Annotated in this window: 10 protein-coding genes; all 10 read right to left on the bottom strand. The window is 61.1% G+C overall.

The annotated features are described in order from the left end of the window. Nucleotides 1-17: 17 nt before the first annotated feature. A complete protein-coding gene (locus tag LC298_RS02760) occupies nt 18-596 on the bottom strand; it encodes a transglycosylase SLT domain-containing protein (protein WP_131564883.1) in 579 nt (192 codons plus the stop codon). Then, nucleotides 538-2,022, bottom strand: coding sequence for a flagellar hook-length control protein FliK (locus LC298_RS02765; protein ID WP_131564881.1), 1,485 nt, complete (start codon nt 2,020-2,022; stop codon nt 538-540). The genes LC298_RS02760 and LC298_RS02765 overlap by 59 nt, the downstream gene beginning before the upstream one ends. After that, on the bottom strand, nt 2,019-3,260 hold the full coding sequence (locus tag LC298_RS02770) for a hypothetical protein (RefSeq protein WP_131564879.1): 1,242 nt from the start codon (nt 3,258-3,260) through the stop codon (nt 2,019-2,021). Before LC298_RS02770 ends, LC298_RS02765 begins: the two co-directional genes overlap by 4 nt. Then, complete coding sequence (locus LC298_RS18085) at nt 3,260-4,834, bottom strand: flagellar motor protein MotB (RefSeq protein WP_158284662.1); 1,575 nt, start codon at nt 4,832-4,834, stop codon at nt 3,260-3,262. Before LC298_RS18085 ends, LC298_RS02770 begins: the two co-directional genes overlap by 1 nt. After that, on the bottom strand, nt 4,831-5,706 hold the full coding sequence (locus tag LC298_RS02780) for a hypothetical protein (protein ID WP_199223167.1): 876 nt from the start codon (nt 5,704-5,706) through the stop codon (nt 4,831-4,833). The genes LC298_RS18085 and LC298_RS02780 overlap by 4 nt, the downstream gene beginning before the upstream one ends. Continuing rightward, nucleotides 5,707-7,362, bottom strand: a complete 1,656-nt coding sequence (fliF, locus tag LC298_RS02785; RefSeq protein WP_244596511.1) for a flagellar basal-body MS-ring/collar protein FliF — start codon at nt 7,360-7,362, stop codon at nt 5,707-5,709. 88 nt (nt 7,363-7,450) lie between these two features. Continuing rightward, nucleotides 7,451-8,374: a flagellin N-terminal helical domain-containing protein gene (locus LC298_RS02790; protein ID WP_131564870.1), complete on the bottom strand. Its 924-nt coding sequence runs from the start codon at nt 8,372-8,374 to the stop codon at nt 7,451-7,453. 228 nt (nt 8,375-8,602) lie between these two features. Then, the gene (locus LC298_RS18090) at nt 8,603-9,850 is read right to left on the bottom strand and encodes a flagellin N-terminal helical domain-containing protein (protein WP_131564868.1); all 1,248 of its coding nucleotides are present in this window, start codon (nt 9,848-9,850) and stop codon (nt 8,603-8,605) included. A gap of 207 nt (nt 9,851-10,057) precedes the next feature. Continuing rightward, nucleotides 10,058-11,305: a flagellin N-terminal helical domain-containing protein gene (locus LC298_RS02805; protein ID WP_131564866.1), complete on the bottom strand. Its 1,248-nt coding sequence runs from the start codon at nt 11,303-11,305 to the stop codon at nt 10,058-10,060. A 459-nt stretch (nt 11,306-11,764) separates the two neighbouring features. Further along, a partial coding sequence (locus LC298_RS02810; RefSeq protein ID WP_223385507.1) for a flagellin occupies nt 11,765-12,445 on the bottom strand: 681 nt, incomplete at its 5' end.

A 12,445-nucleotide genomic window follows, 5' to 3' on the forward strand; every position in this document is an offset into this window, starting at 1 on the left:
GGTAAGTTTACGCGGTTTCAGGAGCTGCAGAATCTCTGCGCCGGCGGAGTCCATTTTCCCACACCGGTCGCCACCATGTTGCCGATCACACGGCACACATACCGCTTCTGCGCAGCATTATTGTCAGGGCCGGCATGGTAGCGCGCCACCGCCATCGACCATGTTTTATGTTTATTTTTCAGTGATTTGAGGAATGATGCCGCATACATGACATTGCGCTGCGGGTCGAGCATCGCCGCGTCCGTCGGGAACTGGTCGCGATGATAATAGTGGTTGATCTGCATGCATCCCAGGTCGATGAGCCGGGCGCCCTTGCGGCGGGCGTCGGCAAGAATCCGGAGCGCTTCGGAAGCAGATCCGGCGAAGCGCGTTTCCCCTTCGATATTCATCGCAAATGGATGCAAACGGCCACCGAGACCCGATTCAGTAAGGCCGACCGCATAGAGAACAGCCGCCGGAACCCCGTATTTGTGTGCCGCATCTGCAACATAGCGCTCACAAACGCCATTGTTGCGGGAGAGCGCGACTCCGAGGATCTCAGATGAGGACCCTGGCGTCGCCGCCGCGGACATTGCCACCATCGTCAGCAGGGCCATCAGAAGACGAAGGGCCGCCGCCCTGCCCGTTGCTCCGGTAAGCGCGGTTACTGTCATCGCGGGCCTCTCCCCGATTTCCCTGCATTCCCTCATGTTGCCCGCCATTGCCCCGGAATGCCTCGTTCTGCGATTGATGCGACGGCTGGTCGCCGCGATTGTTGCCGACCGACACGTCGGCGGCCGTCACTCCGGCTGCGCGAAGCGCTGAGCGTATCGCATCGCCGTCGCGCGCCAGTGCCTGAACCGCCTGATCCGTGTCCGCGCGGATGGTGATGCGTAACTCGCCGTCGACGGACTGCATGCGGATGTTCACCGCGCCCAGTTCCGCCGGATTCAACTGAAGCCGCAGTATCTTGACCTCCCGGCCCGGGGCGCCGCTCTGGCTGGCGGTCAGCCGGGTCATTTGCATGTCGCTCAGTTCGCGGGTCACGAGATCGGCGACCTGCGCGCCAGCGGTCGCCGGGCTTCCGTTGGCGACCACACCGACCGGAACCGCAAGCTCAGCCACCCTGCCGGATGGCCCATGGCCATTTGCGGATGCAGAGGAGGACGCGCTTGGCGCCGAGAGCGCCGGGGCGCCTCTCAAGTCGCTGTCGGGCGCCGGCTGGTCCGCGTTGCGCTCGGGGCGGGCGCCGGACATCGACGTCGAGGCGGCAACGCGCAGGCCGGGCCCGGTCTCGGCCCCGGTCTTCGGGACCGCCTCGAATCCGACCTTCTCACCCTCTGCGTCCTGCCGTCCACGGGTCCCGAGGTGCCGTGAACCCGGTGCGCCCGGCCCCGGAGGCGCGGCGGGCGTCGCGTTCGAAACGGCGTCTGTGCCGACAGCCGCCTGGCTCGATCCCTTCAGAGCTGCCGATGCCATAATTCCCGAAATGGCGGTCGCCTTCGGATCGGCCGGAGCATTGTCCGTCTCGTGGGGCGAAACGGACGAACCCAGCGCCGTTCCGGTATGGAGGCGCGTCAGATCGAGCGGTATCCTGCGCATCCCGATGTCGGAAACCGCATTCGGACCCGCTCCCTGTCGTACCGGTTCCGCTTCGGCCGAGGCTTCACCGCCGGTGAGATCGTCCCTTTGGCCGGATTCCCCGGAAATCTTCGCTTCGATGTCTTCGGGTTTGCCGGAAACATTCCTTGTTTCCTGTGCCAGCAGGTCGGACTGGCCCTGTTCGTCTTCCCGGGCACCGAGTCCTTCGCCGCGCTTCTCACCGCTCATCGCCGCCAGCGTTCGCGCGGAATCGCGAACGAGCCTGCCTTCGAGCGCCGGCGCGTCCTCTGCGTGTTTCAATGCGCGGCCGCTGGCGGAGGAATCGGTCTTTTGCAGCAGGGCATTGAACTCGTCGTTTTCGCCGGACTGAGCGGCGCCCCTCGATGTCGGCCGATGAGCAGTCTGCAGCATTTCCAGGGCGCGCGGGCCGTTTCCGATCATTGAATTTCCTCGAGTAGGGAATCGATATCGTTCAACGCGTCGCGCGTACCGGAGACAAAGCCGTCGAAATCCTGCATGAGTGGTCCAGGGTCCCGTTCCGCAGAAGTAAAAATGCTTTCGGATTCCGTCGGAAGGAGCTTCGCACCCGGCGGAACATAGCGCGGAGGCGGAATCACCGCGTCCCGGTCGGTCAACATGCCGGCGACGGCCAGCACCGCACGCAGCAGTTCGCGGTCTCCCTCCGACAGCGCTTCCTCATCCACGGCACTCAATTCCCCGGCGACCTCGCGGACATTTTTCGAAGTGATCTTGGCGATCTTCTCATAAAGCGCCCTCCGTTCGTCCCGCAGATTATCATCCCTGACTGGTGTGGCGCTTGCCGGATTTTCCTGCCGCCTGCTCGCGGCAATGTGGTCGACGAGATCGATTTTCCCGTCAACGGTTGCCGCGCGCATGAGGCGCAGCATGATGGCCTCCCGATACTGCGGAGGCATGAAATCGAGCACTTCCTTCAGCACGGCACGGTCCATCCAGCCGTCCATCGCGACGACGCCCGCAATGAATTCCTCGGCAAACTGCAGCGCATAGGGGGAGCCGATATATCGGCGCGCGTAGCGGCTGGCGACGCGGAGAAACGAAACGGGATCCTGACGGCGCTTGTGAATGGTCATCAGGCGCCGCAACGCCGCCTCCTCGATCAGCGTGCCGGGGGCAAGAACGCGGGCAGTATCGAAATCGACGCGCGCTTCGCCATCGTCCTCGGTCACCAGTCCGCGGACCAGCGCCAGGGATGCGCCGAACAGTCCGCCGGCCCGCTCCGGGTCTACATTCTGCAGGCGCGAGGCGGCGGTTTTCGCCGCGCCTTTCTGAAATATGAGAACCGCAAGGGCCAGCCGGACGAGTTCGTCATCCCTCTCGCCGATGGAGTGGAGCAGTTCCTCCAGAGTCTCGGGATTACCGCCCACCATGCTGTAGGAAAGCAGTGCGCGTGCGTCGCGCTCACTCATTTTTTGGGTGCGGTCGAGAGAGCGAAACCCCTCATCTACCAGTTTTGTCAGTCTGAGCTGCATCGCATGAGCGGCCTTGTCGCCATAGGCGATCTGGTCCTGAAGGATCTGCAGGGATCGCATGAGTTTGTATGGCGGTGCTGCGGGGACCTGCTCGGCGGAAGGGGCCGTGACTGCAACCGGGCCGAAGGCGAATCCGGCGGCCAGAACGGCGACGGCGGCGCGGGTCATTACGCCGGCACCTCGACAAGCACCTCGATACGGCGGTTCCTGTTGGAGAGCGGGTTCTCGGGATCGAGCAGTTCACGGTCGGCAAAGCCGGAAATCTCGCGGACACGCGCTTCGGGAAGGCCGCCGCGCAACAGCATGTAGTAGGCCGATTGCGCCCGCGCGGAGGAGAGCCGCCAATTGTCGTAGTCCTTCGATGTGAACTGGCGCGCATCGGTGTGGCCGCGCACGCGGATGGCGCCCTCCTGGGTGGACAGAACCTTGCCGACCTTCTCCATCGCGATCACGAGGTCGCGGGAGGGTACGGCAGAGCCGACGCCAAACATCGGAATGTCGAGCGCGTCGGTCAGGGAGATCAGGATGGCATTGTCTTGCGCCACGATGGACAGTTCGCTTGCCACCTCGGAATTTTCCCCCAACGCCTCGGCGATCTCCCCGCTGATTTCCTCGCGGATCTGCTCGGCGGCCATCTGCGCTGCGGCCGTTGCCTCTTCGGCCCCGGTCTCGGAGCCCGCCGCGGCCTCGGCTTCGAGCGCCGCGGTCTCGGGCGCAGGCGCCGTGACCTCGATCGCGCGCGGCATCTGTTCCACCGCCTCGCCGCCGTCGCCGGCCTGCGACTGGATTTCTGCATCGCTGCCCGTTTCGCCGAGGTCGTCCGCCGCGAGACCTTTTCCGCCGAGCGCCTCACCGGCAATCCCGGCTTCGCCGGTCAGCGCCAGGTCCTCGCCGCCGACCGCCAGCCCGGTTATCTCCGCATCGCCCGCCAGCGTCAGGTCGTCGCCGCCGACGGCCTGGCCGGTTGTCCCGCCATTGTCGAACTGCGCGGCCATCTCGGCGCTGTCGGATTGCGCGGCCATCCCGGCATTGTCGGACTGCACAGCCATCCCGGCATTATCGGACGGCGCGGTTATTTCGGCATTGCCGGACTGCGGGAATATGTCGGCATTATCGGCAATTTCACCGCTTTCCAGCGTGCGCGACACGTCATCCTCAGTGATGAATTCGCCGGTCGTTTCATATCGCCCAGCAACTTGACCGCTGTTGTTGGAGGGCCGGACCTCCTCATTCCAGAAATTGGGGGAAAAAGGATCCATGAATGATTGCCCGCCTGAAGCATCATTGATCGAATTCTCACCGTTGCGCCCGCCCCCCTCTTCTATGTGCTCGATTTTTCCCGGTGCCCTGTAAGCCGCGATTTCGTCCAGGACCGAAAACGGATCTGCGAAGAACTGCGAGTCGGTTCTGGACGACTTCTCTAAGGGCGACTGATCGACTTCAAACTCAGGGAACTGTTCATTCGGCGTCAGTTCCTCATCCTCCTGAACTCCTTCGGCGTCGTGAATCCCCTTCACACTACGGTTGCGGTCGACGAGCTTGACGGGATTGAAGTAACTCGCAACCGCCTTCTTCGTCTCTTCGTTTGCAGCGTTGACCAGCCACAGCACCAGAAACAAAGCCATCATGGCGGTCATGAAGTCGGCGAACGCAATTTTCCAGGCGCCGCCGTGGTGACCCTCCTCCTCGCTATTGCCCCGCTTGATGATGATGAATTCCTGGGGGCGTTCGGACTCGCTCACGCGGCGCACTCCTGTAACAACCGATCAACTTCGGCGAGCCGGGTCGCAAGGACCGCCTGATCGACCCGGGCGACGAGATCGACCGATTCAGCGAGAACCGTCCTTATCTCCACGCCCTCCTCGGACCACTGTTCACGAAACGTCGCGATCAGCGCTTCAGGTCCCCGCAACTCGAAGGATATGGCCGCGCCGTCCGACAACAACCCGCGAATTTCCTTGGTGATCGCCGTCAGCATCCGTTCCGCGATAGCTGCGCGAATATGCCCGGCAATCAGTGCAGCCAGTTCGTCGGAGATCGACTGGACGATCTCCTCCCTGAGCTTTGGTATCGATGACGAAACAAGCCGACTGACCGCCGAATTATGCGAATTCTCCATCTCCTCGACCACTGCGGCATGGGATGACGTGACGCCGTCCCGGGCGGCGGCCGCAGTCTCATCCGCCGAACCATCTTTATCGGCAGGGCCAACAAGCGCAGCGCCACCCGAATCGTCTTTCTCGGTCAAGGGCGAACCCGCCGGAGGCTCCTCGTCTCCGGGGAGATGATGGTCGACATCATGGCCGATGATGGAAATACCCACATCGTCATCCGGGTCCTCGGAAACGCCGGAAAGGTCATCCAGTTCGCCAAGCCCGCCAAGCTCGCCAAGTTCAGCGAGCAAGTCTTCAGCGTCAAGAATCACACCGCCCGGTTCCTCTGGAGGCTGCGGCTCAGGTTCGGTGAAACAGGCGTTCACATCGATAGCTGAGAACGCCGGCCTCCCGGAGGCCTCGTCGACCAGCGGTTCGAAGCCCTCGCCGCGCACCCGCCGTCTGGGGGGCAGATTGCCGGACAGGTCGGGCAGAAACTCGAACAGGCTCGACCGGCTCACCTAGGCCGCCTCCTGCCTGACCCAGCGACGCAGGATCTGGGCGGCGCGTTCCTCGTCCAGATCCACGATCATTGTCAACCGCTCTTCCGGAGACGGGCGCATCTTGGCGAGCAATTCGCTTTGGTCCAGCCCACCCATGCTCGAGGCGCTGGGAAGAGACGGAAGTTCGGGCAGATCGTCAAAACTCGGCCCGTCCCCGGAGAAGACGTCATCGAGCGACGCATCCTCCAGAGCCGGGAGTTCGCCGCCTTCCGGTTCCGGAGCGTCGCTACGCATCGCGTTGATAAGCGGTCGCAATCCCAAGAGAACGACAAGCAGAACCGCACCGAGAAATGTCAACGCATTGATGAATGTTCCCAGATGTTCGCCCACCATATCGAGCACGCCGGGCTCAACTATGGGAACGCCGTCAATTCCGTCGAGAAATTCGACTGCCGTAACCTGCACAAGGTCCCCACGCGCCTCGGAAATACCGGCGGCCGCAACGGCAAGCTGCCGTATCTCTGCCAGCTTTGCTTCAACCTCCGCCGGATCAGTGCCGCCCCCTAGCGCCTCGACTATACGACTTTGGTTGACTACGACCGCGATCGACAGGCGATTGATCTCATACCCATTGCTGACTGTCGCGATGCGCTTCGAATTGAGCTCATAGTTTGTCGTTTCCTCACGTCGCTCACTGCGCTCGCTCGACTGCGGTTTTGTGCCTTCCACGGCATCTTCAGCTGGCAGGTTCTGCTCCACGCTGACCGGATCCGAACCCGTTTGTTGAGACGAGGCGTCCTCGCTGCGCACAACCTGGACGGAGCGTTCCACGCGCGACTCCGGATCAAAGATGGTTTCCTCGACCTGCCGGCGATCGGTGTTGATGTCCGCCTGTACACTCACTCGAAGATTCAAATTCCCGATATAGGGCGACAGTGCCTTGTAAACGCTGTCGGCAACCTGGTTCTCGACAGTCGCCTTTATACCGAGATTGCTGGTCGCGCTGTTGTTGAGTGGATCCTCTCCGGCGGCCAGCAGGCGGCCGGACGAGTCGAGAACGGTGACGTTCTCTGTCACAAGGCCAGGAACGGCGGCCGCGACGAGATGGCGGATGGCGAAGGCGCCGCCCTCCGCGTTGGAGCCGTCGTAACGCACCACAACCGAGGCCGTAGGGGTCTGCTCGGAGAATCGAAAATTTCCGCGATCTGCCAAGACAATATGAACTCTGGCGCCCTTGACGCCGCGGATCGTCTGAATGGAGCGCGCAATCTCGCCTTCGAGCGCACGCACGCGCGTCACCTCCTGCATGAATGCGGTCAGACCGAGCGATCCGAGATTGTCGAAAAGTTCGTATCCGGTCCCAGTGCCGTTCGGGAGGCCCTTTTCCGCCAAAACCATTCGCGCCCGGCTGGTTTTCCCGACCGGTACAAGGACCGAGGTACCGTCTGCACTCACATCAAAGGGGATCCCTGCGTCGGCAAGGGCGGTACCCATACGTCCGACATCATCACGCTCAAGTCCGACATAGATGGGTTCGAAGGCGGGACGGTTGAGGAAATATGCCCCTGCACCGACCCCGATAACGATTGTGAGGGCGACCGCCGCCATGATGGCCAGCTTCTGTATGCCCAAAGCCGAAAAGTTTTTCCCAATCTGCTGAATCTGTTCGAGCAAGGCCGGCGACTCCATCTCACCCCTTGGGGATAGACCATGAAGCTTGTGTGAGAGTGTCTTGCCCGGCTAAGCGGCGGAAGCTGTCGAATTAGCTCTTGAACAACGACATTATCGTCTGGGCGTTGGCATTAGCGATTGACAGCGCCTGTACGCCCAGTTGCTGTTGCACCTGCAATGCCTGCAAACGGGTCGATTCTTCGTTCATGTCCGCATCGACAAGTTGCCCGATGCCTCGATCGATGGCGTCCATCAAATTGCTGACGAATGAGGACTGCGTATCAATACGCTTCGTATACGCACCAAGATTCGATGCGGATTTCGTCATTCCCTGAAAGACAGTGTCGACGAAGGTGATCATCTGGTCCAGGTCAGTTTCGTCAACCCCGGCCGCTGTCACATCCAGCGTCGATACAGAGACGGTGACGGCGCCTCCGCCGGTCGTGGTGAAGACGCTATCGAGAAGCCCGGACTGGTCCGCGGCGTCGAAGAGCTTGGTTTTATTGATGTCTACAGTGATGGTTGACACCGAGACCGACCCATCGTTGACCCGCGTAAACGACTCGACGATATGCTTCATGGGTGTGTAAGTCGCGGCGGAGGAATCTACCGATAACCAGTTCTCGCCGCTGAACGACGCCGATTTCGAAATGGAGACCAGCTGATTTTGAAGTTGGTTTATTTCGGACTGGATTTTCGAACGATCCACCCCGGGCTCCCGGGAAGCGACAAGTTTCGATTTTATTTCACCGACAACCTCAATCGCGGTTGTCATAGCGGTGTATGCGACGTCGACTTTCGCTGCACCCAGGCCGAGTGCGTCCGTGACCGTTGAAAGCGCCGTATTGTCCGAGCGCATGGTGGTCGCAATCGACCAATAGGCGGCGTTGTCGCTCGCCTCTGCCACCGCATAGCCGGTGGAGATTCTGGCTTGAGTGACTTCCAATGCCCGGTTGGTGGCCTGGAGGGTTTTCAGCGCGGTCATAGCCGCGACATTGCTAAGAATGCTGGACATTCCGCCTCGATCAATGACCCTCAAAACGGTTCCGGTGTTCCGACTCCGACCGGAGCGGCATCCGCCTGCTCAGTCGCGGCCGAATTCCGGACTCTAAACATTATTAGGGGCGCTATCTTGTGCGGAACTGACGTGCGGAGGGGGGGGGAGCGCTCTGGCCGCCGCAGGAGTTCCTGAAAGGCGGCGAGCCGCCCGTAGGCGGCGCGTCTCGTCAGTGTATCAATCTGCCTAGCCCTGGAAGAGCGTCAGGATCGTCTGAGCATTTCCGTTGGCGATTGACAGTGCCTGGATGCCCAGCTGCTGCTGCACCTGAAGCGCCTGCAGCTTGGTGGATTCCTCGCTCATATTTGCATCGACAAGCTGCCCGACGCCGCGGTCGATCGCGTCCAGCAACTGCTTCGCGAAATCCTGCTGCATGCTGATGCGGCTCTTGATGGCGCCGAGGTCCGCCGCGGCGGTGATAACACCCTCGTTCATCGTGTCAACACGGGTAATGTACCAGTCGAGTTGGGCTCCGGTGGCGTTCGTAATGTCGATATCGAGTACGCCCCCGCCCGTGGCGGCGCCCGAGCCAAGCGCAATGGTCGTGAACCCGATTGTTGCGGGCGTGGTTGCAGTGACTTGTGTCGTGGTCACCCCGGTCAATTGAATCGACGAGGTCGCGCCGGTCGAGTCCGAGGTCAAAACCAGCGAATTGCCATTGTCGGACGTGGCCGCAGTGAAGCCGGTTCCGTTGGCATTAAGGCCAGCAACGAGAGCTCTCAGATCAAAATTCGCTGCGTCGGCAACGACGATATTGACCGGCGCTGCACCAGCGCCGTCGACATTGATATTCAGCGTAAGTGTGTCTCCATCGGCGAAGGTTCCCTGGGTCCACGTGAAGGGCGTGGATGTGCCGGTTCCGGATGTGCCGCCTTCGAGCACGCTGTTGACGACCGGGTCGGCATCGAGAAGCGAAAATGTCGTGATATCTATGTCGACCGTCCCGATCGTGATCGAACCGTCGTTGTTTCGCGAGAAAGACGAAATGATCTGCTCTATCGCCTTGTAGTCCGGCGAGCTTGAGTCGACCGACAGCCAGTTGGAACCCGAAAACGAAGCCGAAGAGCTGATGCCCTGCAACTGCTCTTGAAGCTGCTTGACCTCCGACTGGACCTTCGCCTTGTCGATACCCGGCTGCTTGGCCGCGACCAGCTTGGTCTTGATTTCGTCCATCACCTCCTTGCTGGCGTTCATCGCGGTATATGCGACATCGATTGTCGCTGCGCCGAGGCCGAGTGCATCCTGGACAGTGCCGAGCGCCTTGTTGTCCGAGCGCATAGTCGTTGCGATCGACCAGTAGGCGGCGTTGTCGGCTGCTTCGCCGACTTCATAGCCGGTGGAGATCCGGCGCTGCGTGAGCTCGAGAGATTTGTTGGTCATGGACAGCGTCTTGAGCGCTGTCATGGCCGAAACGTTTGTCAGAATACTCGACATGGTCTCCCTTCCCTATCCCCGGAATCGACGGAGAGGAGTGGGGCGTTCAGTCGATATCCGGTAACTTTTCATCGTGTTGTCCGGTCGGCCGCGCGCGGAATTCCGCCAATACCAATACCGGACCTAGCAAGAGCAACTTGCGCGAAGCTGACGTTCAAAAGTCAAGGGCCGCCCATGCGGACGGCCCTTTCAGATCGGATGGCGGAATTATCCGCGGAAGAGCGACAGGATCGTCTGAGCGTTGCCGTTTGCAATCGACAGCGCCTGGATGCCGAGCTGCTGCTGCACCTGCAGAGCCTGCAGCCTTGTCGATTCCTCGCTCATGTTCGCATCGACGAGCTGACCGATGCCACGGTCGATCGCATCGAGCAGGTCCTTGGCGAAATCCTGCTGCATGTCGATGCGGCTCTTGATGGCGCCGAGGTCGGCCGCTGCGGTAATAACGCCCTCGTTCATCGTGTCGACGCGGGTGATGTAGGAGTCGAGCTGCGCGCTCGTCGCGTTGGTGATGTCGATCTCGAGCACGCCGCCGCCGGTGTCAGCGCCGGTGCCAAGTGCCATGGTGGTAAACCCGATCGTTGCTGGCGTAACCGCTGACGCCTGGGTGGTCGAGACGCCGGTCAACTGGATCGACGAGGTGGCGCCGGTCGAGTCGGATGTCAGCACCAGCGAGGTGCCGTCGTCCGAAGCGGAAGCCGTGAACCCCGTTCCATTTGCATTGAGGCCCGAGACCAGAGCGGCGAGGTCGAAGTTCGCTGCGTCGGCGACAACGATATTGACCGGAGCCGCGGCTGCGCCATCGACTGCAATATTCAGAGTCAGTGTATCGCCGTTTGCAAAACTACCCTGTGTCCAGGTAAAGGCCGCCGAGGTGCTTGTGCCAGAGGTGCCGCCTTCGAGCACGCCCTTGCCGACCGGATCGGCGTCGAAGAGGGAGATCGACGTTATGTCGATGTCGACTGTGCCGATCGTGATGCTGCCGTCATTGTTGCGCGAGAACGACGATATGATCTGCTCGATCGCGTTGTAGTCGGCAGAGGTCGAGTCGACGGAGAGCCAGTTCGATCCAGAGAAGGAAGCCGACGATGCAATGCCTTGCAACTGTTCCTGAAGCTGCTTGATCTCCGACTGGACCTTGGCCCTGTCAATACCCGGCTGCTTGGCGGCGACCAGCTTGGTCTTGATGTCGTCCATCACCTCCTTGCTGGCATTCATCGCCGTATAGGCGACGTCAATCGTCGCAGCGCCGAGGCCGAGAGCGTCCTGGACGGTACCGAGCGCCTTGTTGTCGGAGCGCATGGTCGTCGCGATCGACCAGTAGGCGGCATTGTCGGCAGCTTCGCCAACCTGAAGACCGGTCGAGATGCGGCGTTGTGTGATTTCGAGCGCTTTATTGGTCATGGACAGCGTCTTGAGCGCCGTCATGGCCGAAACGTTTGTGTTGATACTGGACATGTTGTCCCTTTCCAGTTTCTTGAAAAGAAGGGACATCCCGGGCAGCCGGTACAGTGGCCGGGCATCATGCCCTATCGCTTGATATCCACTGTGCTTGGCCTGATACTGGGGCCGAGATCCCTCGCAACATAGACACGGGAATCAGCTGCCGCTGAGCACAGCTTCCTCGGACAATCGCGACAAGCGAATCAGTTCGCCGGTAACATAACCGGCGGCAAGAACCCGATCTTGAACGATTTGCCCAGGCGAAACGCGCCACGCGGCGGTACAGAACTCAAACCATCCGGCAGGCTACACGCCGGAACTTGCGCGGGACTTGGCATTCCAAGCCGTCGAATCGACCCCATGTGCGGAGTGAGACGACGTGCGCCTTGATAACCATACAAACGCAAAAATGGTTAACAAAAAGAAAAGCGGGCCGCAAAATGCGGCCCGCCTTCGGATTTTCGTGTCGCTAACTTACCGGAAGAGCGACAGGATGCTCTGCGAGTTCGAGTTGGCGATCGACAGCGCCTGGATGCCGAGCTGCTGCTGCACCTGCAGGGCCTGCAGCCTTGTCGATTCCTCGCTCATGTCGGCATCCACAAGCTGACCGATTCCGCGTTCGACCGCGTTCATCAATTCGCCGGCAAAGTCGGACTGCATGCTGATGCGGCTCTTGATCGCACCGAGATCCGCCGCGGCGGTCGTCACGCTAGCCGTCTTTGTATCGACGCGCGTGATGAACGAGTCCAGTTGCGCATCGGTCGCCGTCGAGATGTCGATGTCGAGCACGCCGCCGCCGGTGTCAGCGCCGGTGCCAAGTGCCATGGTGGTAAACCCGATCGTTGCTGGCGTAACCGCTGACGCCTGGGTGGTCGAGACGCCGGTCAACTGGATCGACGAGGTGGCGCCGGTCGAGTCGGATGTCAGCACCAGCGAGGTGCCGTCGTCCGAAGCGGAAGCCGTGAACCCCGTTCCATTTGCATTGAGGCCCGAGACCAGAGCGGCGAGGTCGAAGTTCGCTGCGTCGGCGACAACGATATTGACCGGAGCCGCGGCTGCGCCATCGACTGCAATATTCAGAGTCAGTGTATCGCCGTTTGCAAAACTACCCTGTGTCCAGGTAAAGGCCGCCGAGGTGCTTGTGCCAGAGGTGCC

This window comes from Oricola cellulosilytica (assembly GCF_019966575.1).
Taxonomy (GTDB): domain Bacteria; phylum Pseudomonadota; class Alphaproteobacteria; order Rhizobiales; family Rhizobiaceae; genus Oricola; species Oricola cellulosilytica.